The sequence below is a fragment of the Ruegeria sp. AP7 genome (assembly GCF_056539905.1).
Genome location: NZ_JBQFVT010000002.1, coordinates 415,400 through 436,425, shown reverse-complemented (window position 1 = coordinate 436,425; position 21,026 = coordinate 415,400). Strand labels below are relative to the sequence as shown.

General features: G+C 56.2%; 30 protein-coding genes and 1 pseudogene. 30 read left to right on the top strand and 1 reads right to left on the bottom strand.

Features of this window, described 5'->3' with window-relative positions; all coding sequences use genetic code 11:
• The first annotated feature begins 2 nt into the window (after positions 1-2).
• From fusA to ACR0KN_RS07050, 9 genes and pseudogenes are all read left to right on the top strand, one after another.
• The gene (fusA, locus tag ACR0KN_RS07090; RefSeq protein WP_480652400.1) at positions 3-2,120 is read left to right on the top strand and encodes an elongation factor G; all 2,118 of its coding nucleotides are present in this window, start codon (positions 3-5) and stop codon (positions 2,118-2,120) included.
• A gap of 60 nt (positions 2,121-2,180) precedes the next feature.
• Positions 2,181-3,356 carry an elongation factor Tu gene (gene tuf / locus ACR0KN_RS07085; protein ID WP_010441214.1) on the top strand — a complete coding sequence of 392 codons (1,176 nt, stop codon included), beginning with the start codon at positions 2,181-2,183 and terminating at the stop codon, positions 3,354-3,356.
• 240 nt (positions 3,357-3,596) lie between these two features.
• Entirely contained in the window at positions 3,597-5,324 is a 1,728-nt protein-coding gene (locus ACR0KN_RS07080) for an amidohydrolase (protein WP_480652398.1), read from the top strand.
• A 175-nt stretch (positions 5,325-5,499) separates the two neighbouring features.
• Positions 5,500-5,814 carry a 30S ribosomal protein S10 gene (gene rpsJ / locus ACR0KN_RS07075; protein WP_008756422.1) on the top strand — a complete coding sequence of 105 codons (315 nt, stop codon included), beginning with the start codon at positions 5,500-5,502 and terminating at the stop codon, positions 5,812-5,814.
• A gap of 18 nt (positions 5,815-5,832) precedes the next feature.
• Positions 5,833-6,558, top strand: a complete 726-nt coding sequence (gene rplC, locus ACR0KN_RS07070; RefSeq protein WP_039538255.1) for a 50S ribosomal protein L3 — start codon at positions 5,833-5,835, stop codon at positions 6,556-6,558.
• The gene (gene rplD / locus ACR0KN_RS07065; RefSeq protein WP_010437039.1) at positions 6,555-7,172 is read left to right on the top strand and encodes a 50S ribosomal protein L4; all 618 of its coding nucleotides are present in this window, start codon (positions 6,555-6,557) and stop codon (positions 7,170-7,172) included. The genes rplC and rplD overlap by 4 nt, the downstream gene beginning before the upstream one ends.
• Positions 7,169-7,465: a 50S ribosomal protein L23 gene (locus ACR0KN_RS07060; RefSeq protein ID WP_010437040.1), complete on the top strand. Its 297-nt coding sequence runs from the start codon at positions 7,169-7,171 to the stop codon at positions 7,463-7,465. The genes rplD and ACR0KN_RS07060 overlap by 4 nt, the downstream gene beginning before the upstream one ends.
• A 168-nt stretch (positions 7,466-7,633) precedes the next feature.
• Positions 7,634-8,668 carry a fatty acid desaturase gene (locus ACR0KN_RS07055; RefSeq protein ID WP_170781612.1) on the top strand — a complete coding sequence of 345 codons (1,035 nt, stop codon included), beginning with the start codon at positions 7,634-7,636 and terminating at the stop codon, positions 8,666-8,668.
• A 25-nt stretch (positions 8,669-8,693) separates the two neighbouring features.
• Positions 8,694-8,768: pseudogene (locus ACR0KN_RS07050) on the top strand (50S ribosomal protein L23); the annotation flags it as partial.
• 97 nt (positions 8,769-8,865) lie between these two features.
• Here the strand turns inward: ACR0KN_RS07050 and ACR0KN_RS07045 are convergent.
• The gene (locus ACR0KN_RS07045) at positions 8,866-9,261 is read right to left on the bottom strand and encodes a MarR family winged helix-turn-helix transcriptional regulator (RefSeq protein ID WP_480652395.1); all 396 of its coding nucleotides are present in this window, start codon (positions 9,259-9,261) and stop codon (positions 8,866-8,868) included.
• A gap of 149 nt (positions 9,262-9,410) precedes the next feature.
• Here ACR0KN_RS07045 and ACR0KN_RS07040 point away from each other — a divergent pair, with 149 nt between their 5' ends.
• From ACR0KN_RS07040 to rpmD, 21 genes are all read left to right on the top strand, one after another.
• Positions 9,411-9,992: a YceI family protein gene (locus tag ACR0KN_RS07040; RefSeq protein WP_480652393.1), complete on the top strand. Its 582-nt coding sequence runs from the start codon at positions 9,411-9,413 to the stop codon at positions 9,990-9,992.
• Between the two features lie 84 nt (positions 9,993-10,076).
• Positions 10,077-10,709: a hypothetical protein gene (locus ACR0KN_RS07035; protein ID WP_480652391.1), complete on the top strand. Its 633-nt coding sequence runs from the start codon at positions 10,077-10,079 to the stop codon at positions 10,707-10,709.
• A gap of 132 nt (positions 10,710-10,841) precedes the next feature.
• The gene (locus ACR0KN_RS07030; RefSeq protein ID WP_480652389.1) at positions 10,842-11,933 is read left to right on the top strand and encodes an acyltransferase family protein; all 1,092 of its coding nucleotides are present in this window, start codon (positions 10,842-10,844) and stop codon (positions 11,931-11,933) included.
• Positions 11,934-12,178: 245 nt separating this feature from the next.
• The gene (gene rplB, locus ACR0KN_RS07025; protein ID WP_008757664.1) at positions 12,179-13,021 is read left to right on the top strand and encodes a 50S ribosomal protein L2; all 843 of its coding nucleotides are present in this window, start codon (positions 12,179-12,181) and stop codon (positions 13,019-13,021) included.
• A 3-nt stretch (positions 13,022-13,024) separates the two neighbouring features.
• Entirely contained in the window at positions 13,025-13,303 is a 279-nt protein-coding gene (gene rpsS, locus ACR0KN_RS07020) for a 30S ribosomal protein S19 (protein WP_010437056.1), read from the top strand.
• Between the two features lie 3 nt (positions 13,304-13,306).
• The gene (gene rplV, locus ACR0KN_RS07015) at positions 13,307-13,687 is read left to right on the top strand and encodes a 50S ribosomal protein L22 (RefSeq protein WP_008756532.1); all 381 of its coding nucleotides are present in this window, start codon (positions 13,307-13,309) and stop codon (positions 13,685-13,687) included.
• Positions 13,687-14,397 (top strand): 30S ribosomal protein S3, encoded by a 711-nt coding sequence (gene rpsC / locus ACR0KN_RS07010; protein WP_010437060.1) that lies wholly within the window; start codon positions 13,687-13,689, stop codon positions 14,395-14,397. The genes rplV and rpsC overlap by 1 nt, the downstream gene beginning before the upstream one ends.
• A gap of 12 nt (positions 14,398-14,409) precedes the next feature.
• The gene (gene rplP / locus ACR0KN_RS07005) at positions 14,410-14,823 is read left to right on the top strand and encodes a 50S ribosomal protein L16 (protein WP_010437070.1); all 414 of its coding nucleotides are present in this window, start codon (positions 14,410-14,412) and stop codon (positions 14,821-14,823) included.
• A gap of 159 nt (positions 14,824-14,982) precedes the next feature.
• Entirely contained in the window at positions 14,983-15,531 is a 549-nt protein-coding gene (locus ACR0KN_RS07000; RefSeq protein ID WP_480652386.1) for an amino acid synthesis family protein, read from the top strand.
• Between the two features lie 40 nt (positions 15,532-15,571).
• A complete protein-coding gene (locus ACR0KN_RS06995; protein WP_480652384.1) occupies positions 15,572-16,192 on the top strand; it encodes a 2OG-Fe(II) oxygenase family protein in 621 nt (206 codons plus the stop codon).
• 430 nt (positions 16,193-16,622) lie between these two features.
• Entirely contained in the window at positions 16,623-16,829 is a 207-nt protein-coding gene (gene rpmC / locus ACR0KN_RS06990; RefSeq protein WP_010437082.1) for a 50S ribosomal protein L29, read from the top strand.
• Between the two features lie 4 nt (positions 16,830-16,833).
• The gene (gene rpsQ, locus ACR0KN_RS06985) at positions 16,834-17,064 is read left to right on the top strand and encodes a 30S ribosomal protein S17 (RefSeq protein ID WP_170775925.1); all 231 of its coding nucleotides are present in this window, start codon (positions 16,834-16,836) and stop codon (positions 17,062-17,064) included.
• Positions 17,065-17,140: 76 nt separating this feature from the next.
• A complete protein-coding gene (gene rplN, locus ACR0KN_RS06980) occupies positions 17,141-17,509 on the top strand; it encodes a 50S ribosomal protein L14 (RefSeq protein ID WP_008757934.1) in 369 nt (122 codons plus the stop codon).
• Between the two features lie 2 nt (positions 17,510-17,511).
• Entirely contained in the window at positions 17,512-17,823 is a 312-nt protein-coding gene (gene rplX / locus ACR0KN_RS06975; RefSeq protein WP_010437096.1) for a 50S ribosomal protein L24, read from the top strand.
• On the top strand, positions 17,816-18,376 hold the full coding sequence (gene rplE / locus ACR0KN_RS06970; RefSeq protein ID WP_170544316.1) for a 50S ribosomal protein L5: 561 nt from the start codon (positions 17,816-17,818) through the stop codon (positions 18,374-18,376). Before rplX ends, rplE begins: the two co-directional genes overlap by 8 nt.
• A gap of 19 nt (positions 18,377-18,395) precedes the next feature.
• Positions 18,396-18,701 (top strand): 30S ribosomal protein S14, encoded by a 306-nt coding sequence (rpsN, locus tag ACR0KN_RS06965; protein WP_010437098.1) that lies wholly within the window; start codon positions 18,396-18,398, stop codon positions 18,699-18,701.
• A gap of 13 nt (positions 18,702-18,714) precedes the next feature.
• On the top strand, positions 18,715-19,107 hold the full coding sequence (rpsH, locus tag ACR0KN_RS06960; RefSeq protein ID WP_010437099.1) for a 30S ribosomal protein S8: 393 nt from the start codon (positions 18,715-18,717) through the stop codon (positions 19,105-19,107).
• A gap of 12 nt (positions 19,108-19,119) precedes the next feature.
• Positions 19,120-19,653 carry a 50S ribosomal protein L6 gene (gene rplF / locus ACR0KN_RS06955; protein ID WP_010437101.1) on the top strand — a complete coding sequence of 178 codons (534 nt, stop codon included), beginning with the start codon at positions 19,120-19,122 and terminating at the stop codon, positions 19,651-19,653.
• 11 nt (positions 19,654-19,664) lie between these two features.
• Positions 19,665-20,024 (top strand): 50S ribosomal protein L18, encoded by a 360-nt coding sequence (gene rplR, locus ACR0KN_RS06950; RefSeq protein ID WP_010437103.1) that lies wholly within the window; start codon positions 19,665-19,667, stop codon positions 20,022-20,024.
• 117 nt (positions 20,025-20,141) lie between these two features.
• Positions 20,142-20,711 carry a 30S ribosomal protein S5 gene (gene rpsE, locus ACR0KN_RS06945; protein WP_010437107.1) on the top strand — a complete coding sequence of 190 codons (570 nt, stop codon included), beginning with the start codon at positions 20,142-20,144 and terminating at the stop codon, positions 20,709-20,711.
• A gap of 12 nt (positions 20,712-20,723) precedes the next feature.
• Positions 20,724-20,912, top strand: a complete 189-nt coding sequence (rpmD, locus tag ACR0KN_RS06940) for a 50S ribosomal protein L30 (RefSeq protein ID WP_008757946.1) — start codon at positions 20,724-20,726, stop codon at positions 20,910-20,912.
• Positions 20,913-21,026 lie beyond the last annotated feature (114 nt).

The following is a 21,026-nucleotide window of genomic DNA, read 5'->3' as shown; positions in this document are numbered from 1 at the left end:
AAATGTCACGCGAATATCCTCTCGAACTGTACCGTAACTTCGGTATCATGGCGCACATCGACGCAGGTAAGACCACCTGCTCGGAGCGTATCCTGTATTACACTGGCAAGTCCCACAACATCGGTGAGGTGCACGATGGTGCAGCCACCATGGACTGGATGGAGCAGGAGCAGGAACGCGGCATCACCATCACTTCGGCTGCGACCACCACTTTCTGGGAGCGCACCGAGGACGGTCAGACCGCAGAAACCCCGAAGCACCGCCTGAACATCATCGACACTCCCGGCCACGTTGACTTCACCATCGAAGTCGAACGTTCGCTGGCGGTCCTCGACGGTGCCGTCTGCGTTCTGGACGCAAACGCTGGTGTTGAGCCCCAGACCGAAACCGTGTGGCGTCAGGCTGACCGCTACAAGGTTCCGCGTATGGTTTTCGTCAACAAAATGGACAAGATCGGCGCTGACTTCTTCAACTGCGTCAACATGATCGAAGACCGTACCGGCGCACGCGCTGTTCCGGTTGGTATCCCGATCGGTGCCGAGTCCGAACTGGAAGGTCTGATCGACCTGGTCACCATGGAAGAGTGGCTGTGGCAGGGTGAAGATCTGGGCGCAAGCTGGATCAAAGCTCCGATCCGCGACAGCCTAAAAGACATGGCTGACGAATGGCGCGGCAAGATGATCGAAGCGGCCGTCGAAATGGACGACGACGCGATGATGGAATACCTGGAAGGCAATGAGCCCGACGTTCCGACCCTGCGCGCCCTGCTGCGCAAAGGCACCCTGGACATCGCGTTCGTTCCGGTTCTGGGTGGTTCGGCGTTCAAGAACAAAGGCGTTCAGCCGCTGCTCAACGCTGTGATCGACTATCTGCCCAGCCCGCTGGACGTTGTCGATTACATGGGCTTCAAACCCGGCGACGAAGAAGAAGTTCGTGACATCGCCCGTCGTGCCGATGACGACATGGCTTTCTCGGGTCTGGCGTTCAAAATCATGAACGACCCCTTCGTTGGCTCGCTGACCTTCACCCGGATCTATTCGGGCACCATGAACAAGGGTGACTCAATCCTGAACTCGACCAAAGGTAAGAAAGAGCGCATCGGTCGTATGATGATGATGCACTCGAACAACCGGGAAGAGATCGAAGAAGCGTTTGCAGGCGACATCATCGCGCTGGCGGGTCTGAAAGACACCACCACCGGTGACACCCTGTGTGACGCGAAGGATCCGGTGGTTCTGGAAACCATGACCTTCCCCGATCCGGTGATCGAGATCGCGGTTGAGCCCAAAACCAAGGGCGACCAAGAGAAGATGTCCCAGGGTCTGGCGCGTCTGGCTGCCGAAGACCCGTCCTTCCGTGTGGAAACCGACCTGGAATCCGGTCAGACCATCATGAAGGGCATGGGCGAACTTCACCTGGACATCCTGGTTGACCGCCTGAAGCGTGAGTTCAAGGTTGAGGCCAACATCGGTGCACCGCAGGTGGCCTATCGTGAGACCATCGGTCACGAAGTCGAACATACCTACACCCACAAGAAACAGTCGGGTGGTTCGGGTCAGTTCGCCGAAGTGAAGATGATCATCTCGCCGACCGAGCCTGCTGAAGGTTACTCGTTCGAAAGCCGCATCGTTGGTGGCGCGGTACCGAAGGAATACATCCCCGGTGTTGAAAAAGGCATCAACTCGGTCATGGACAGCGGCCCGCTGGCTGGCTTCCCCGTGATCGACTTCAAGGTTGCCCTAATCGACGGTAAGTTCCACGATGTTGACTCGAGCGTTCTGGCGTTCGAAATCGCGGCCCGTATGTGTATGCGTGAAGGCATGCGCAAAGCTGGCGCGAAACTGCTGGAACCGATCATGAAGGTCGAAGTGATCACCCCGGAAGAATATACCGGCGGTATCATCGGCGACCTGACCTCGCGTCGTGGCCAGGTTTCTGGTCAGGAGCCACGCGGCAACGCAATCGCGATCGACGCGTTTGTTCCGCTGGCCAACATGTTCGGCTACATCAACACTCTGCGTTCGATGTCGTCGGGCCGTGCCCAGTTCACCATGCAGTTCGACCACTACGATCCGGTTCCGCAGAACATCTCGGACGAGATCCAGGCGAAATACGCATAAGCGAAGATTTGAGGGAGCTCGGTTAACGGGCTCCCTTCATTACCGAAAAAGGAGGCCATCATGGCAAAGGAAAAGTTTGAGCGTAATAAGCCGCACGTCAACATCGGCACGATTGGCCACGTTGACCACGGCAAGACCACGCTGACCGCAGCAATCACCAAGTATTTCGGTGACTTCAAAGCGTATGACCAGATCGACGGCGCGCCGGAAGAAAAAGCACGTGGCATCACCATCTCGACCGCGCACGTGGAATACGAAACCGACAACCGCCACTACGCGCACGTCGACTGCCCCGGCCACGCCGACTACGTCAAGAACATGATCACCGGTGCGGCGCAGATGGACGGCGCGATCCTGGTTGTGAACGCAGCTGACGGCCCGATGCCGCAGACCCGCGAGCACATCCTGCTGGGCCGCCAGGTTGGCATCCCGAAGATGGTCGTGTTCATGAACAAAGTTGACCAGGTTGACGACGAAGAGCTGCTGGAACTGGTTGAGATGGAAGTTCGCGAACTGCTGTCCAGCTATGAATACCCCGGCGACGATATTCCGATCATCGCAGGTTCGGCTCTGGCCGCAATGGAAGGCAACAACCCGGAAATCGGCGAAGAGAAGATCAAAGAACTGATGGCGGCTGTTGATGACTACATCGACACCCCTGAGCGTGAAGTTGACAAGCCGTTCCTGATGCCGGTCGAAGACGTGTTCTCGATCTCGGGCCGTGGTACTGTTGTGACCGGTCGTGTTGAGCGTGGCGTGATCAACGTTGGCGACGAGATCGAAATCGTCGGCATCCGTGACACTCAGAAAACCACCTGTACTGGTGTTGAAATGTTCCGCAAGCTGCTGGATCGCGGTGAAGCGGGCGACAACATCGGCGCCCTGCTGCGCGGTATCGACCGTGACGGCGTTGAGCGTGGCCAGGTTCTGTGTAAGCCGGGTTCGGTGACACCGCACACCAAGTTCGAAGCCGAAGCCTACATCCTGACCAAGGAAGAAGGCGGTCGTCACACCCCGTTCTTCGCGAACTACCGCCCGCAGTTCTACTTCCGGACCACTGACGTGACCGGCACCGTGACCCTGGCGGCTGGCACCGAGATGGTTATGCCTGGCGACAACGTCGGCTTCACCGTCGAGCTGATCGCGCCGATCGCGATGGAAGACGGCCTGCGTTTCGCCATCCGTGAAGGCGGCCGCACCGTCGGCGCTGGCGTCGTGTCGAAAATCATCGAGTAATTCGCGCGAGCGAATGATCAGATGGAAAGGGCGTCCCTCGGGACGCCCTTTTTCGTTTTTGCCTAAGTCAACAGTAATGCTAACTTCTTTCGTATTGAGACATTGCAATTAGAAAGAGGTCATAAGATGCACTTTTCGGCGCGTTCAGTTTGTCTTGTCGCAGCAGTTGCTTTCTCACCTACTTCAGCATCGTCGCAAGGAATTGCGGATAGGATCTATCTCGGAGGGCCCATTGTTACGATGGACGATACGGCTCCGTCTGCCGAAGCTGTCGCAGTCAAAGATGGGCGCATTCTTGCGGTTGGTCCGCTGTCTGACTTGTCGGCGCATCAGGGCGAGGAAACCGAAACCTATGATCTGGAAGGGCGCGCGATGCTTCCTGGTTTCGTTGATAGCCACGGACATGTCGTCATGGGCGGTTTGCAGGCATTGTCCGCTAACCTTCTTGCGCCACCGGACGGGGATGTCATTGATATCGCAAGTCTGCAATCCACACTGACTGACTGGGCCGAGGAGAATGCGCAGGCCGTTGAACAGGTCAAAATGATCGTTGGCTTCGGTTACGATAATGCTCAATTGAAGGAACTCCGTCACCCGACACGACAGGAGCTGGACATGGTGTCCGAGGACTTGCCCGTTGTCATTATTCATCAGTCTGGGCACCTAGGCGTGGCAAACTCGAAAGCGCTGGAGTTGGCAGGTATCACGGCTGCTTCGGAGCCCCCTCCGGGTGGGGTCATTCAACGCGATGAGGCCGGGGAACCAAATGGGGTTCTGGAAGAATACGCGTTCTTTTCGGTTCTCGTGCCGATGTTGGGGAATTTGGGTGAGGAAGGGCTTGCCGAATTTGCCCGAGCTGGGACCGAACTTTGGGCAAAGTTTGGATATACGACCGGACAAGAAGGCAGATCTTCAGGTGAAATCGTAGAAGTTCTTAAGAAAGTTGCCGCCGAAGACGGGCTTCCTATCGACGTTGTAGCGTTTCCGGATGTTCTCGAGTCGAGGGAGTATATTGGAGCGAACACCTCGACGGATTATGGCAACCGGGTTCGGGTAGGGGGCTGCAAATTGACAATTGACGGTTCGCCGCAGGGTTTCACGGCTTTGCGGGATCGACCCTACTATGATCCGGTTGGAAACTATGCCGCGGGGTACGCAGGGTATGCGGCCATAACGATGGAACAACTCCAGGACGCCGTGAACTGGTGTTACGAGAACGATTTCCAAATCCTTGTGCATTCCAACGGTGAAGGGGCATCAGACATGTTGATTGCTGCGCTCGAAGAGGCGCAGATCAAGTATGGCGACCCTGGCAACCGCCCCGTTCTGGTTCACGGTCAGTTCCTACGAGAGGATCAGGTCGCCAGTTTTAAGCGCCTTGGTGTGTTTCCGTCGCTATTCCCGATGCATACGTTTTATTGGGGCGATTGGCACCGAGATCATACCGTCGGACCGGTCAACGCCGATAACATCTCACCCACAGGTTGGTTGCGTGAACGTGACATGATGTTCGGCACGCATCACGATGCGCCGGTGGCCTTTCCAGACAGCATGCGTGTTCTTGCAGCCACGGTCACGCGCCGTACGCGCTCCGGAGATATCTTGGGACCGCATCAGCGGGTAGATGTCATGACCGCCTTAAAAGCCATGACAATTTGGCCCGCATGGCAGCACTTCGAAGAAGAAGAGAAGGGGTCTATCGAAGTTGGAAAGGTTGCGGATTTTGTGATCTTGTCAAACGATCCCACCTCAGTCGATCCAGAGACTCTAGCCGAGCTCAAAGTACTTGTAACCGTGAAGGGCGACGAGGTTGTCTATGAGGCTGAAGAAGGTGTCAGAGAAGGAAGATTGCGTTTTTCGCCATTTTCCAGTGACCCAGTCGTTGCGCATCTCTTTCTGCACGCGGTTTACCAAGGAATGAAGGTCGAAGATCCATGGCTAACCAATGGCATTTCCAGAGGTGAATAAGAGTGCTTTCTTTGCTGCGTTTGCCTCTTGCCAAAATGCTCAGGTACCTATAGTACGCGCGAGTTGTCTATTGGAACATCAAGGCGGGGTGATTCCCGCCTTTTGGGTTCGATGAGGGTTGGCGATGCGCGTCTGTCCTCCTCTCAACCTCAACGCCTGATAAAAGGCTGTATCTATGCAAAGCCAAAATATCCGTATTCGGCTGAAGGCATTTGACTATCGCGTTCTGGATGCCAGCACGCAAGAGATCGTCAACACTGCCAAGCGGACCGGCGCGAACGTGCGCGGCCCGATCCCGCTGCCGAACAAGATCGAGAAGTTCACGGTTCTCCGTGGCCCTCACGTTGACAAGAAATCCCGCGACCAGTTCGAGATCCGCACCCACAAGCGTCTCTTGGACATCGTTGATCCGACCCCCCAGACCGTTGACGCGCTGATGAAGCTCGACCTCGCTGCTGGTGTGGACGTCGAGATCAAGCTGCAGTCGTAAGATCGGAGGGTATAAATTATGCGCTCTGGTATTATCGCAAAAAAAGTTGGCATGACCCGCCTGTTCATGGAAGACGGCAAGCAGATCCCTGTGACCGTTCTTCACCTGGACAACCTGCAGGTTGTTGCACAGCGCACCGCTGACAAAGACGGCTACACCGCCGTTCAGCTGGGCGCCGGTGCTGCCAAGGCAAAACGCACCTCGAAAGCCATGCGCGGTCACTATGCCGCTGCAAAGGTTGAGCCCAAGCGTAAGCTGGCCGAGTTCCGCGTCTCCGAAGATGGCCTGATCGATGTCGGCGCCGAGATCTCGGCGGAACACTTCCTGGAAGGTCAGAAAGTTGACGTTTCGGGTACCTCGATCGGTAAAGGCTTTGCTGGTGCGATGAAGCGTTGGAACTTTGGTGGTCTGCGCGCCTCGCACGGTGTTTCGATCAGCCACCGTTCGCACGGTTCGACCGGTCAGTGTCAGGACCCGGGCAAGGTGTTCAAAGGCAAGAAGATGGCCGGTCACATGGGTGCTGCCCGTGTAACCACCCAGAACCTGGAAGTTGTCAAAACCGACGCCGACCGGAATCTGGTCTTCATCAAAGGCGCCGTTCCCGGACCGAAATCGGGCTGGGTTACCGTCAAGGACGCCGTCAAGAAGAAAGCACCCGAAGGTCTGCCGTTCCCGGCAGCCGTAAAAGGTGCTGCAACTGAAGCACCTGCGGAAGAAGCTCCCGCGGAAGGTGGTGAAGCATGAAACTTGATGTAATCAAACTGGACGGCGGCAAAGCCGGCAACATCGAGCTGGATGCAGACCTGTTCGGCCTCGAGCCGCGTGCGGACATCCTGCACCGTGTGGTCCGTTGGCAGCGCAACAACGCGCAAGCCGGCACCCACAAGGTGAAGACTCGTTCGGAAACCAGCTACTCGACCAAGAAGATCTATCGCCAGAAAGGCACCGGTGGCGCACGCCATGGTGACCGTAACGCGCCGATCTTCCGTGGTGGTGGTATCTACAAAGGCCCCGTGGTTCGTTCGCATGGTCACGACCTGCCCAAGAAATTCCGCAAGCTTGGCCTGCGCCACGCTCTGTCGGCAAAAGCCAAGGCAGGTGAACTGGTCGTAATCGAGAACGCCGAAGCCGAAGGCAAGACCGCTGCTCTGGCCAAACAGGTTGCAAACCTGGGCTGGAAACGCGCTCTGGTCATCGACGGCGCGACCGTGAACGAAGGGTTCCTGAAAGCGTCCAAGAACATCGAAGGTCTGGATATCCTGCCGTCGATGGGCGCAAACGTCTATGACATCCTCAAGCGTGACACCCTGGTGCTCACCAAAGCGGCTGTCGAAGCACTGGAGGCTCGTCTGAAATGAGCGCGAAGGCAGAACACTACGACGTGATCCGCAAGCCGGTCATCACCGAAAAGTCGACCATGGCGTCCGAAAACGGTGCGGTTGTCTTTGAAGTGGCGATCGACAGCAACAAGCCGCAAATCAAAGAGGCCGTTGAGGCTCTGTTTGGTGTGAAGGTCAAAGCGGTGAACACCACCGTGACCAAAGGCAAGGTCAAGCGGTTCCGCGGCCAGCTGGGCCGTCGCAAAGACGTCAAAAAAGCATATGTGACCCTGGAAGAGGGTAACACCATCGACGTGTCCACCGGTCTCTGATCGAACCCGTCTTTGGAGAGATATGAAGGCCCCCGCGAAAGCGGGGGTTTTTTCTTTAGCAGCGACACAGAAAATTGAGCGCGGAACGATCGTGTTTTGAACAAATCGCTTGCTAAGTCGGGCCGGTAGTCTATCCGGTACCCAACAAACAAAAGATATGGCAGGCGTATGGCAAACTTTTCTCACTCGACCCGGGAAAATCCGGATGTGACCGCGGCGCGGGATTGGGTGTCTACACTTGCCAAATACCGCGAACCGAACCAGTGGCGCAGTTCCTTTGAGCTGGGTGTCAGCATCATCCCTTTCTTTGCGCTTTGGACGCTGTCCTGGATGTCACTTTCGCTCAGCTATTGGCTGGCGTTTGCGATTTCGGCCCTCAATGCAGCCTTCCTGCTGCGGCTGTTTGCGATCCAGCATGATTGCGGGCACGGGGCGTTCTTCAAAAACAGGGCGGTCAGCGACTGGGTCGGGCGGGTGATCGGGGTGTTTACGCTGACACCCTATGATGTCTGGCGTCGTACGCATTCCACGCATCACAACAGCTCGGGCAATCTGGACAAACGCGGCATGGGCGATGTCCATACGCTGACGGTGGCCGAGTATAAGGCGAAGACGCCAATGAACCGGTTCTGGTATCGTGTGTATCGCCATCCCATAACCCTGTTCGGTTTTGGCCCTGGCTATTTGTTCCTGTTTCAGAACCGTCTTCCGCTTGGGCTGACCGGCAGCTTCAGGTTCTGGGTCAGCGCGATGGGCACCAATGTGGTCATTCTGGCTGCTTTGCTGGCTGTTTATTATTTTGGCGGCCTGATGCCGGTCTTGTTGATTTTCCTGCCTTCGACCCTGATTGCCGCAACCGCAGGCGTATGGCTGTTCTACGTCCAGCACCAATTCGAGGACACCCACTGGGATCCCGACAAAGACTGGCAACTGCACGAGGCCGCCCTGCACGGAAGTTCCCACTACATCCTGCCCTCGGTGTTGCAGTGGTTCAGCGCCAATATCGGCATCCACCACGTGCACCATCTGTACAGCCGCATCCCGTTCTACCGCCTGACCGAAGTGCTGCGCGATCATGATGAGTTGGCAAACAGCAACCAGATGACCATCCGAGAAAGCCTCGCCAACGCGCGCCTACATCTGTGGGACGAGCAAAGTCGTCGTCTTTTGTCCTTCGCCGAAGCCCGTGCGCTTTATGGGTGAATGGTAGGTTTCGCGGCTAGTTGAGCGTCGGAAAGACGTTGAGAAAGCATATGTGACCTTGGAAGAGGGTAACACCTTCGACGTGTCCACCAGTCTCTGATCGAACCCGCCTTGGGAGAACGATTAAGTCCCCTGGGAAAGCGAGTTTTTTGTGCCCCAATGTGAGGTGCTAGCCCATACACGCTATCAAATATCCTTCAGTCTGGACTGGATTGATCCCGTTCTGCTTCGATGAATGCTTGCCAGCCATCCACATTACCAAACGCGCGCATTCTTTCGTGCAGCATAGGGCCATACATGGACCACATGCGCTTTCGTAAGTCCCGGCCTTTTTCCGTAACTTTCAGAACTTTTCCACGTCTATCACTATCAGATTCGATGAACTCCACCAATCCCTCTGCCAATAGCCGCTTGCTCAGATGGGACAGGTTCGACTGTTCGAATATGGTATCCTGAGCAAGCTCATACGGACGCAACTGACCCCCGTGCCGTTCAAGCGACCAAAGCACATCATACCATTTCAAAGGTGGAAACCCTGCGTCCTTTAGGGCCGCGCCGATGTCAGACTGGATGCGCCGGGTAGCTCGGTTCATAGCGACCCAGATTTCTGTCTCAAACTCTGTTGACAGATCGTTCTTCACAACTTCGTGTTAGCCTTGTTTCTGATTGCAGTCTTGGTTTGACTTAATTAGATGAAAATTCATCTACATTCCAGTGCCCATCGGATAAAAGGAATACGACCATGACTTTTAAACCTATGATTGCCGCCGCTGCCTTGACCGTTGCCGTGACACCGGCCTTTGCGCAGACCTACAAGACCGATCAGGGGCATACCGAAGTCAGGTTCGGTTGGAGCCACGCAGGTGTCTCGAACCAGCATGGCGAGTTCACCAAAGTAGACGGCGTGCTGGACCTGAATGCCGATGATGTGGAGGCCTCGACGTTGAACGTGACGATTGACACCAACAGCCTGGCTTCGGGGTTTGGTCCTTTGGATGATCACCTTAAGTCGGCTGATTTCTTCGAGGTTGAAACCTATCCCGAGATCTCATTCGTCAGCACCGACATCAAACGGACCGGCGATACGACCGCGGACGTGACCGGAGATCTGACCATCCATGGCGTGACCAAGCCCGTAACCCTGCAGGCCACACTGACCCATCAGGGCGAGCATCCTTTAGGTGGCGCCATCGAGTATTATAAAGGCGATTGGGTTGCTTTCTCGGCGACCGGAGAGATTGATCACACAGAGTTTGGTGTCGGCCCGTTCTCGACTGGACCGATATCCATCATGATCGATACCGAGATGAAGGCGGACGGATGAAATCGTAGCTGGGCCATTGGAAAGACTTCGATTCAGCATAGTTACTGTGGAAGAGGGTAACTCAATCGACGTGAGGACAGGCCTTTGATCCGGCGCTTGCTGCAACTATTCACGGCCTCGGAGGTTCAACCCGCCGGGGCCGACTTCGTTTCTGACCCTGCGACTGTGCGTGTGCAGGTGCTGGAACAGATTCGGGCATTCAGCGCCGAGCCGTATTTTCAGATCGCTGATGAACGGTTTGGGCTGTTATCGGTGTTCGATGACCTGAAATACGACCGGGCGGATGTGGACATGATCTCGCCGGCGATGCGCAAGCATGTGATCGGAAAGCTTGGGCCGCTTGGATTTCGTCAGACCTCTGGCACGGTGTTGGAGCTCGCCGAGGCCGATATGCGCGTGCACATCCCCAAATTCCACGCTCTCGGCGCGTCGCCTTTCGACATCGCGCGCTACACCGAGAAACGCCCGCAGGATTACTGCCTACTAACGCCCACGCAGGTGGCCTGTCAGTACGTGGATCATCTTGAGCTGGACAAGGCTGTGCAGCGGATCGAGGCGTTGATTGCGAAGCACCCGATCAACCTGCTCAAACTGGCGGATTATCTGGAAGGCACACCCAAACACCGCGCCTTTCGCGAGGTATTGGGGCATATCAAACTCAAGCAGAGGATCGCGGTGGAGTCTGAGCCGCTGTGCCGCAGGCGGTCCTTGGGGTGATCGGCGGCACCTTATACTCGAAAGACAGCGACACAAAAATGCCTCTCTTGGATGTTAATAGAGGGCTCAAACCAGTTTCAAAAACTGAAGGTTGATCGATAAGAAAAAAGGCTAAGAACTTGTGGCAGAGCTGTGAAGTCTTCTACCGGTGAGTACTACGTCGGATTGGATCATGTGCGCGCTTTCGCGGCGTTCATGGTTTTTTCCTGGCATTTTTCACATGTCAATGGCGGGCATCTGATGCCCCCAACAGTGGTGCCGTTTTCGCTATTTACCGAAGGTCACGTCGGAGTTGCACTGTTTATGTGTCTCAGCGGGTACCTGTTTGCAAAGCTGCTGGACGGTCGAACTATTGTGTTTTCGGCATTTTTTTGGAACCGTATTATCCGGCTTTTTCCGCTTCTTTTCTGTGTATTCGCGTTCGAAGGCGCAATCCGTTGGCTAAGCGGTCAATCCATGCAACCTTTTTTCGCGACTTTGTTGCAAGGCTTCGTATTGCCTGTTTGGCCGAATGGAGGGTGGTCAATAGCAGTTGAACTGCATTTTTATCTGATCCTCCCCCTGCTTCTCTTCATTTCATCAATTCGGCCACAACTCATTCTGCTAGTAGTGTTAGCTTCCGTTTTGGGACGTTACCTTTATTGGAAAGAGATGGGTGAGGTGCAGTCACTCGCCTATTGGACGATAGTTGGCGGTATTGATCAGTTTGTTTTTGGGATATTCGCCTTTCATTTCAGAGACTGGATGCGCGGCAAACATATGCTTGCCGTAGCGATTGCATCCGCGTTTCTATACTTCAATTTTCAATTTGATGCCTTTGGCGGGTTCTACAAAAATGAAGGATACCCGACGCAAAATCCAATATGGATTTTCTATCCCGCAATCGTCGGCGCCGCATTCGCTTTCCTGATTGCATGGTATGACGGGTCGTTTAAGCCCCGGAGCGTCGGGGTGTCCGGGCTTTTTGCCAAGGTCGGAGCATGTTCCTACTCGATCTATCTGCTTCACGCCTTCTTTGTCTTTGATGTTGCAAAGTATATTGACAAAAACTTGGTTGAGCTGACCGACCCTGTGACGACAACGGGAATATCGTTCTTGGTGTTCTTGGCTTTTGTCCCCATTGCGTATGTCAGCTTTCAAAAAATTGAAATTCCACCGATGGTTTGGAAAGTTCCGTATCAAAAAATACCAAGCGCAAAGTTGGTGGAACGTGACCTAATTTAAGGTGCCCAACCCGCGATCTGACAGCAGGATGCGCAGTGTGACAGGCGTAGCAATGAACTTTTCGATTCCTATAGACACCCACCCCCAACCCTGTTAGATGCTCCAAATCTTACGGCCTCGGATTCGTTCCGGGGCCTCTGATATTTGTAACCGGGGACCTTCGGGGCCCTATACCCTTGGCACCTACGGGGGCCTATCACATAGCAGGGAAACCCCCTGCACTTGCTAAACGGAAGACAGAAAGCATGGCACTCAAGTCGTACAAGCCGACGACGCCGGGCCAGCGCGGGCTGGTGCTGATCGACCGTTCGGAGCTTTGGAAAGGACGTCCGGTCAAGTCTCTCACTGAGGGTTTGACCAAATCGGGCGGCCGGAACAACACCGGACGGATCACTTCACGCCGCCGCGGCGGTGGCGCAAAGCGTCTCTACCGGATCGTTGACTTCAAACGGAACAAATTTGATGTCGCGGCAACCGTCGAGCGGATCGAATATGACCCGAACCGGACCGCATTCATCGCACTGGTAAAATACGAAGACGGCGAGCAGGCATATATCCTGGCTCCGCAGCGTCTGGCTGTTGGTGACAAAGTCGTGGCATCCGCCAAGGCCGACATCAAGCCGGGCAACGCAATGCCGTTCTCGGGCATGCCGATCGGTACCATCGTCCACAACATCGAGATGAAGCCTGGTAAAGGCGGTCAGATCGCACGTGCGGCCGGTACTTACGCTCAGTTCGTTGGTCGCGATGGCGGCTACGCTCAGATCCGTCTGAGCTCGGGCGAGCTTCGCATGGTCCGTCAGGAATGCATGGCCACCGTCGGTGCCGTGTCCAACCCCGACAACTCGAACCAGAACCTCGGTAAAGCCGGTCGTATGCGCCACAAGGGCGTTCGTCCGTCGGTTCGTGGTGTTGCAATGAACCCGATCGATCACCCGCACGGTGGTGGTGAAGGTCGTACCTCGGGTGGCCGTACGCCGGTTACTCCGTGGGGTAAGGACACCAAGGGTAAGCGTACCCGCAACAAGAACAAAGCGTCCCAAAAGCTGATCATCCGCTCGCGGCACGCCAAGAAGAAGGGACGTTAATTCATGTCTCGCTCTGTTTGGAAGGGTCCTTTCGTCGATGCTTACGTGCTGAAAAAAGCCGAAGCAGCGCGCGAGTCGGGCCGCAACGAAGTCATCAAGATTTGGTCGCGTCGTTCCACCATTCTGCCTCAGTTCGTGGGTCTGACCTTTGGTGTGTACAACGGCCATAAGCATATCCCCGTCAACGTCTCGGAAGACATGATCGGTCAGAAGTTCGGTGAGTATTCGCCGACTCGTACCTATTACGGTCACGCCGCAGACAAAAAAGCGAAGCGGAAGTAAGTCATGGGCAAGGAAAAGAACCCCCGCCGCGTGGCCGAAAACGAAGCAATGGCGAAAACGCGAATGCTCCGTACCAGCCCGCAGAAACTGAACCTGGTTGCGCAGATGATCCGCGGCAAGAAAGTTGAGAAGGCTCTGACCGATCTGACTTTCTCGAACAAGCGTGTCGCGCAGGACGTCAAGAAGTGCCTGCAGTCTGCAATCGCCAACGCCGAGAACAACCACAACCTGGATGTCGACGAGCTGATCGTCGCCGAAGCCTGGGTTGGCAAGAATTTGGTCATGAAGCGCGGTCGCCCGCGTGCCCGTGGCCGTTTCGGGAAAATCCTGAAGCCGTTCTCGGAGATCACCATCAAGGTGCGTCAAGTTGAGGAGCAAGCCTAATGGGTCATAAAGTCAATCCGATCGGCATGCGCCTGCAGGTCAACCGCACCTGGGACAGCCGTTGGTACGCAGATACCAAGGACTACGGTGATCTTCTGCTGGAAGATCTGAAAATCCGTGAGTTCATCAACAAAGAGTGCAAGCAGGCCGGTGTTGCCCGTGTGATCATCGAACGTCCGCACAAAAAGTGCCGCGTTACGATCCACACCGCACGTCCGGGTGTCATCATCGGCAAGAAAGGCGCGGACATTGAAGTTCTGCGTAAGAAAATCGCACTGATGACCGACAGCGAACTGCACCTGAACATCGTCGAAGTGCGCAAGCCCGAGCTTGACGCGCAGCTGGTTGCCGAGTCCATCGCTCAGCAGCTGGAGCGCCGCGTCTCGTTCCGCCGCGCGATGAAGCGGTCGGTTCAGAACGCCATGCGCATGGGCGCCCTGGGTATCCGGGTGAACGTCGCTGGTCGTCTGGGCGGCGCTGAAATCGCACGGACCGAGTGGTATCGCGAAGGCCGCGTGCCTCTGCACACCCTGCGTGCCGACATCGATTACGCACATGCCGAAGCGATGACTCCCTACGGGATCATCGGGATCAAGGTCTGGATCTTCAAAGGTGAGATCATGGAGCACGATCCACAGGCACGTGACCGTAAAGCACAGGAACTCCAGGACGGCCCTGCACCTCGTGGTGCTGGTGGCGGTCGTCGCTAAGGAGGGAAAGATATGCTTCAACCAAAGCGTACTAAATTCCGCAAGATGCACAAAGGCCGGATCAAGGGTCTCGCCAAAGGCGGCTCTGATCTGAACTTTGGCACCTACGGCCTGAAAGCTCTTGAGCCTGAGCGTGTAACCGCACGCCAGATCGAAGCTGCCCGTCGTGCCATGACGCGTCACATGAAGCGTCAGGGCCGCGTTTGGATCCGCATCTTCCCCGACACTCCGGTCACGGCCAAGCCGATCGAAGTTCGTATGGGTAAAGGTAAAGGTTCGGTCGACCGCTGGGCCTGCAAAGTCAAGCCTGGTCGCGTGATGTTCGAGATCGACGGCGTCAATGACGACATCGCCCGCGAGGCCCTGCGCCTGGCCGCGATGAAGCTGCCGATCAAGACCCGCGTCGTGATCCGCGAAGACTGGTAAGCGATCCGGGGGCAACTCCGCTCGTCACAAGATCGACCCCCGTCGGGACACCGGCGGGGGTTTTCTTTTGGCTCCACCGCTTTTGATGATGCAGGTCGCGAAAAAAGTCGACCTCAACCCGTGAGGCCCATAGGCTGCCCAATAGGAATGAGGGGGCATATGGTGCAGCTACGCAAAAAGATGTTCGTCAAAGAAGTCATAACCACCGACCAGCTGGGCCAGCCATGTGAGCCGATCAGTCGAGTTGCCGCGTTAGCGGTGATACAGAACCCTCTGGCCGGACGCTTCTCGGATGATCTTTCCGAGCTGTTTGAGATCGGAGTCCTTCTGGGCCCTGACCTTGCGGCTGATGCGCTCTCGCAACTGGACGGTGCGCCGGTGTCATATGGCAAGGCAGCGATCATCGGCATGAACGGCGACCTCGAGCAGGGCGGGGCGGTGATCCACCCCAAGCTCGGCACTCCCATGCGCGCGGCGGTCGGCGGTGGTGAGGCGGTGATCCCCTCGAACGCCAAGCTGGGCGCGCCGGGTTGCGCGATTGATCTGCCGCTGGGGCACAAGGACAATCCGTGGTCGTTCGATCATTTCGACACGATGACTCTAAACGTTCCAGACGCGCCGAAACCGGATGAGATCGTGCTGTGCCTCGCCTATGCCGATGGCGGTCGCCCGATCCCGCGCTGTGGCAAAGGGCCCATCAAAAGCTAAGCGTCTGGTCTTGCCGAAAGGGCTGGGGTATTCCCGGCCCATGGCACAGATTGAATCGCTCTTCGTTACCCGTCTATACCGCGCCGCTTTGTCCGAGTTCGATCCCAAGATCGACCCGGAGGAACTGGAAAGCTCTTGCCTTGTCATCGCCGAGGATGATGAGGCCGGGCAGGAATGGTGCGAGGAAAACGGCTATCCCGGCTACACCAGCTATGCCTCTCTGACCGATCTGCCATGGCGGTTCCCGATCTTCGCCGACCTTGTCACGGCGCTGGACCAGCACGTCGCGGCCTTTGCCAAAGATCTGGAGTTTGATCTGGGGGAGGGTGAGCTGAAGCTGGAGGACCTCTGGATCAACATCCTGCCCGAAGGCGGCATGCATTCCAGCCACTTGCACCCGCACAGCGTGATCTCGGGCACGACTTATGTGGCGATGCCCGAAGGGGCGAGTGCGTTGAAGCTCGAAGATCCGCGTTCTGGCCGTATGATGGCCGCACCGACACGGTTGAAAGGTGGGCGGCGAGATCTGCAGCCGTTCATTTACATGAAACCTCAGGTGGGCGACGTTCTGCTATGGGAAAGCTGGCTGCGCCACGAGGTGCCGATGAACATGGCCGAGGAAGAGCGGATCAGTGTTAGCTTTAACTACAAGTGGGACTAACAGCTGTCTTAAAGAGGCTGTGAATGCTGGCACTCCGGTGTTTTGGGGTGGCTTTTTCGTCCTTTACCTTTTGACCCAGCGTCGCTCTGGTTGGGAGCTGAAAGAAAGCCTGCTTGCAGTTCTGTGACGATCAAATTTGCATTATTTGCCCAGATTCAAAGGTGCAATTTGGGTCCTGATATTTGTTGCTACGTTCTTTGTTTCTTGGACTGCGTTAAATGCGTGTTCGGCGTAGTGGAAATTTGCGCGCAGACTGATTTCTGATTGGCTTCTAAACTTCCTCTTGCCACCCACTCCCTAACCCCCTATAGAGCGGCATCTTGCGATCTCCCGGCCTAGTCGGGCGATTCGTATGTCTATCATTCATCCACCAGGTCAAAGGTGACCCGTATACGGGGCCTTCTGGTGTTTTGAGCAAAGGAAAAAGGCGATGAACGCCCAAGAACTGCGTGACAAGACCCCGGACCAGCTCCGCGAGGAACTGGCCAACCTGAAGAAAGAAAGCTTTAACCTGCGCTTTCAACAGGCAACCGGTCAGCTGGAAAACACTGCTGGTATCAAAGCGGCCCGCCGCAACGCTGCCCGCGTCAAAACCATTCTGAACGAAAAGGCCGCTGCTGCGGCATCCGAGGAGTAATCAGATGCCCAAGCGTATCCTGCAAGGCACCGTGACCAGCGACGCCAACGAACAGACCGTAACCGTTCAGGTAGAGCGCCGCTTTACCCACCCGGTTCTGAAGAAAACCATCCGTAAGTCCAAGAAATACCGGGCTCACGATGAAAAGAACGCCTTCAAGGTCGGTGACTCTGTCCGCATCATCGAATGCGCACCGAAATCGAAGACGAAACGTTGGGAAGTTCTGGAAGCGTAAGCTTCCGGGATTTTTCCATTTGTCGAAACCCTGGGGGATTTAACAAGACCAGCCCCCACAGGTCGGGAGAAACCACATGATCCAGATGCAGACCAATCTGGATGTCGCTGACAACTCCGGCGCACGCCGAGTTCAGTGCATCAAGGTCCTGGGTGGTTCCAAGCGTAAATACGCCTCCGTCGGCGACATCATTGTCGTCTCGGTGAAGGAAGCCATCCCACGCGGCCGCGTAAAGAAAGGTGACGTCCGTAAGGCCGTCGTCGTACGCACCGCCAAAGAAGTTCGTCGCGAAGACGGCACCGCGATCCGTTTCGATCGCAACGCCGCCGTCATCCTGAACAACAACAACGAGCCAGTCGGTACCCGTATCTTTGGCCCCGTTGTTCGCGAACTGCGCGGCAAGAACTTCATGAAAATCATCTCGCTGGCTCCGGAGGTGCTGTAATCATGGCTGCTAAACTCCGCAAAGGCGACAAGGTCGTCGTGCTGGCCGGCAAGGACAAGGGCAAAGAGGGGACTATCACCTCGGTTGACCCGAAAGCCGGTAAAGCTGTTGTCGATGGCATCAACATCGCCATCCGCCACACCCGTCAGTCGCAAACCTCGCAAGGTGGTCGCCTGCCTCAGGCAAACCCGATCGAGCTGTCGAACCTGGCACTGCTGGACAAAAACGGCAAAGCAACCCGCGTTGGCTTCCGCATGGAAGGCGACAAGAAGGTGCGCTTCGCCAAGACCACAGGGGACGTGATCGATGCTTGATACCGCAACCTACACCCCGCGTCTGAAGGCTCAGTACGCCGAAACCATCCGCGCCGCTCTGAAAGAAGAGTTCGGCTATAAGAACGACATGCAGCTGCCCAAGCTGGAAAAAATCGTTCTGAACATCGGTTGTGGTGCTGAGGCCGTCAAAGACTCGAAAAAAGCGAAAGCTGCTGTCGAGGATCTGACTGCGATTGCTGGCCAGAAGGCCGTTGCAACCAAGGCGAAGAAGTCGATCGCGGGTTTCCGCGTCCGTGAAGACATGCCGCTGGGTGCGAAAGTGACCCTGCGCGGCGACCGGATGTACGAATTCCTGGATCGTCTGATCACCATCGCGATGCCTCGCGTTCGTGACTTCCGCGGTGTTAAGCCGTCTTTCGATGGTCGTGGCAACTTTGCCATGGGCATGAAAGAGCACATCGTGTTCCCGGAAATCGACTTCGACAAGGTCGACGAGGTCTGGGGCCTGGATATCGTAATTGCCACCACAGCGAAAACCGACGCTGAAGCAAAGGCATTGTTGAAAGCGTTCAACATGCCGTTCAACGCGTAAGCGCCGGGAGGATTGAGACATGGCTAAGAAAGCAATGATCGAACGCGAAAAGAAGCGCGAACGCCTGGTGGCCAAATATGCCGCAAAGCGTGCCGAGCTGAAAGAAATCGCGAATGACGAGAGCAAGCCGATGGAAGAGCGCTTCAAAGCGCGTCTGAAACTGGCGAAACTGCCGCGCAACAGCTCGGCAACCCGTCTGCACAACCGTTGTCAGCTGACCGGTCGTCCTCACGCTTACTACCGTAAGCTGAAGGTCAGCCGTATCGCGCTGCGCGAGCTGGGTTCTGCTGGTCAGATCCCCGGCATGGTGAAATCGAGCTGGTAAGGGAGACATAGATATGAATGATCCTATCGGCGATATGCTCACCCGTATCCGCAACGCGCAAATGCGCGGCAAGTCCACCGTTTCCACCCCGGCTTCCAAGCTGCGCGGTTGGGTTCTGGACGTGCTGGCGGACGAAGGTTACATTCGTGGCTACGAAGCGACGACCGGTGAAAACGGTCATCCGGCCATCGAAATCAGCCTGAAATACTACGAAGGCACCCCTGTTATTCGCGAACTGAAGCGGGTCTCAAAACCCGGTCGTCGCGTATACATGGGCGTCAATGACATCCCGCAGGTCCGTCAGGGTCTGGGCGTGTCGATTGTCAGCACTCCGAAAGGTGTGATGTCGGACGCAAACGCTCGCTCCAACAATGTTGGCGGCGAAGTGCTCTGCACCGTCTTCTAAGGAGGTCTGTCAATGTCTCGTATTGGTAAGAAACCGGTCGAGCTGCCCAGCGGCGTTTCCGCCTCTGTGTCGGGTCAGACCATCGAAGTGAAAGGTCCGAAAGGCACCCGTAGCTTCACCGCAACCGATGACGTAACGCTGTCGGTCGAAGACAACGTTGTGCAGATCAACCCTCGTGGGATGTCCAAGCGCGCGCGCCAGCAGTGGGGCATGAGCCGCACTATGGTTGCCAATCTTGTTGAAGGCGTGACAAACGGCTTCAAAAAAGAGCTGGAGATCCAGGGTGTTGGTTACCGTGCTCAGATGCAGGGCAACACCCTGAAGCTGAACCTGGGTTACAGCCACGATGTTGATTTCACTGCTCCGGAAGGTGTCACCATCACCGCACCGAAGCAGACCGAGATCGTTGTGGAAGGTATCGACCAGCAGCAGGTGGGCGAAGTCGCGGCCAAAATCCGCGAATGGCGCCGTCCCGAGCCGTACAAAGGCAAGGGCATCCGCTACAAGGGCGAGTTCATCTTCCGCAAGGAAGGCAAGAAGAAGTAAGGACGCAAACAATGGCAAACAGCAAAAGAACCCTGTTTCTGAAGCGCCGCCTGCGCGTTCGGAACAAACTTCGCAAGGTCAACGCGGGTCGCCCGCGTTTGTCCGTACACCGTTCGAACAAGAACATCTCTGTTCAGCTGATCGACGACGTACGTGGCGTGACCCTGGCGTCGGCCTCGACTCTGGAAAAAGATCTGGGTGTTGTTGGCAAGAACAACGTCGAAGCGGCCACCAAAGTGGGCGCGGCCATCGCCGAGCGTGCCAAGAAGGCAGGCGTCGAAGAGGCCTATTTCGATCGTGGTGGCTTCCTGTTCCACGGCAAGGTGAAGGCAGTTGCCGACGCCGCGCGTGAAGGTGGTCTGAAGATCTAAGACCTGCGGGCGGGTTTCGATCCGCCCCGATGATCCGGGGGCCTCGGCGACAGTCGGGGCTCACTTGGATTGAAGAAAAACGGCGCCGTAAGCGCCACATGAGAAAAGGGATGCCAAATGGCAGAACGTGAAAACCGTCGGGGCCGTGGCCGCGACCGTGAAGAAGCACCGGAATTTGCAGATCGTCTGGTCGCAATCAACCGCGTGTCGAAAACCGTAAAAGGTGGTAAGCGCTTTGGCTTCGCCGCTCTGGTGGTTGTCGGCGATCAGAAAGGCCGCGTCGGCTTTGGCAAAGGTAAAGCGAAAGAAGTACCTGAAGCTATCCGTAAGGCGACTGAACAAGCCAAGCGTCAGATGATCCGCGTGCAACTGCGCGAAGGTCGTACCCTGCACCACGACATTGAAGGTCGTCACGGCGCTGGTAAAGTGGTTATGCGTACCGCACCTGAAGGTACTGGTATCATCGCCGGTGGTCCGATGCGTGCTGTGTTCGAAATGCTGGGCGTTAAGGACGTTGTGTCCAAGTCGCTGGGCTCGCAGAACCCGTACAACATGATCCGCGCCACCATCAACGGCCTGCAGAAAGAGCAGAGCCCGCGTTCGGTTGCCGCACGTCGTGGCAAAAAGGTTGCTGACATCCTGCCCAAGCGGGAAGAAGCACCAGCTGCTGCTGAAGCAGAAGCATAAGGAGAGCGACCCATGGCAAAAACCATCGTCGTCAAGCAGATCGGCTCCCCGATCCGCCGCCCCGCCGAACAGCGCGCAACCCTGATCGGCTTGGGCCTGAACAAGATGCACAAAACCCGTGAGCTGGAGGACACTCCTTCGGTCCGCGGCATGGTCAACAAGATCCCGCATCTGGTAGAGATCATCGAAGAACGCGGCTGAGCGCGATTTCTTTGTGGAATAAGAACGCCCCTGACCGGATCGGGGGCGTTTTTTATATTCCGGCCACCTAACCATCGAACTGGTTCTGGGTTTTTCGTATCATCAATCCCATGG

Bases quoted from the DNA above. Each gene is read 5' to 3' on its own strand.
- rpsC (WP_010437060.1), top strand. From the start codon at position 13,687: ATGGGTCATAAAGTCAATCCGATCGGCATGCGCCTGCAGGTCAACCGC.
- rpsN (WP_010437098.1), top strand. From the start codon at position 18,396: ATGGCTAAGAAAGCAATGATCGAACGCGAAAAGAAGCGCGAACGCCTG.
- ACR0KN_RS06995 (WP_480652384.1), top strand. From the start codon at position 15,572: ATGGCACAGATTGAATCGCTCTTCGTTACCCGTCTATACCGCGCCGCT.
- rpsJ (WP_008756422.1), top strand. From the start codon at position 5,500: ATGCAAAGCCAAAATATCCGTATTCGGCTGAAGGCATTTGACTATCGC.
- rplF (WP_010437101.1), top strand. From the start codon at position 19,120: ATGTCTCGTATTGGTAAGAAACCGGTCGAGCTGCCCAGCGGCGTTTCC.
- ACR0KN_RS07000 (WP_480652386.1), top strand. From the start codon at position 14,983: ATGGTGCAGCTACGCAAAAAGATGTTCGTCAAAGAAGTCATAACCACC.
- rplB (WP_008757664.1), top strand. From the start codon at position 12,179: ATGGCACTCAAGTCGTACAAGCCGACGACGCCGGGCCAGCGCGGGCTG.
- fusA (WP_480652400.1), top strand. From the start codon at position 3: ATGTCACGCGAATATCCTCTCGAACTGTACCGTAACTTCGGTATCATG.
- ACR0KN_RS07055 (WP_170781612.1), top strand. From the start codon at position 7,634: ATGGCAAACTTTTCTCACTCGACCCGGGAAAATCCGGATGTGACCGCG.
- rpmD (WP_008757946.1), top strand. From the start codon at position 20,724: ATGGCAAAAACCATCGTCGTCAAGCAGATCGGCTCCCCGATCCGCCGC.
- rplC (WP_039538255.1), top strand. From the start codon at position 5,833: ATGCGCTCTGGTATTATCGCAAAAAAAGTTGGCATGACCCGCCTGTTC.
- rpmC (WP_010437082.1), top strand. From the start codon at position 16,623: ATGAACGCCCAAGAACTGCGTGACAAGACCCCGGACCAGCTCCGCGAG.
- ACR0KN_RS07060 (WP_010437040.1), top strand. From the start codon at position 7,169: ATGAGCGCGAAGGCAGAACACTACGACGTGATCCGCAAGCCGGTCATC.
- rpsS (WP_010437056.1), top strand. From the start codon at position 13,025: ATGTCTCGCTCTGTTTGGAAGGGTCCTTTCGTCGATGCTTACGTGCTG.
- rpsE (WP_010437107.1), top strand. From the start codon at position 20,142: ATGGCAGAACGTGAAAACCGTCGGGGCCGTGGCCGCGACCGTGAAGAA.
- rplD (WP_010437039.1), top strand. From the start codon at position 6,555: ATGAAACTTGATGTAATCAAACTGGACGGCGGCAAAGCCGGCAACATC.
- ACR0KN_RS07040 (WP_480652393.1), top strand. From the start codon at position 9,411: ATGACTTTTAAACCTATGATTGCCGCCGCTGCCTTGACCGTTGCCGTG.
- rplE (WP_170544316.1), top strand. From the start codon at position 17,816: ATGCTTGATACCGCAACCTACACCCCGCGTCTGAAGGCTCAGTACGCC.
- rplV (WP_008756532.1), top strand. From the start codon at position 13,307: ATGGGCAAGGAAAAGAACCCCCGCCGCGTGGCCGAAAACGAAGCAATG.
- tuf (WP_010441214.1), top strand. From the start codon at position 2,181: ATGGCAAAGGAAAAGTTTGAGCGTAATAAGCCGCACGTCAACATCGGC.
- ACR0KN_RS07045 (WP_480652395.1), bottom strand. From the start codon at position 9,261: ATGAACCGAGCTACCCGGCGCATCCAGTCTGACATCGGCGCGGCCCTA.
- rplN (WP_008757934.1), top strand. From the start codon at position 17,141: ATGATCCAGATGCAGACCAATCTGGATGTCGCTGACAACTCCGGCGCA.
- rplR (WP_010437103.1), top strand. From the start codon at position 19,665: ATGGCAAACAGCAAAAGAACCCTGTTTCTGAAGCGCCGCCTGCGCGTT.
- rplP (WP_010437070.1), top strand. From the start codon at position 14,410: ATGCTTCAACCAAAGCGTACTAAATTCCGCAAGATGCACAAAGGCCGG.
- rpsQ (WP_170775925.1), top strand. From the start codon at position 16,834: ATGCCCAAGCGTATCCTGCAAGGCACCGTGACCAGCGACGCCAACGAA.
- ACR0KN_RS07080 (WP_480652398.1), top strand. From the start codon at position 3,597: ATGGACGATACGGCTCCGTCTGCCGAAGCTGTCGCAGTCAAAGATGGG.
- rpsH (WP_010437099.1), top strand. From the start codon at position 18,715: ATGAATGATCCTATCGGCGATATGCTCACCCGTATCCGCAACGCGCAA.
- rplX (WP_010437096.1), top strand. From the start codon at position 17,512: ATGGCTGCTAAACTCCGCAAAGGCGACAAGGTCGTCGTGCTGGCCGGC.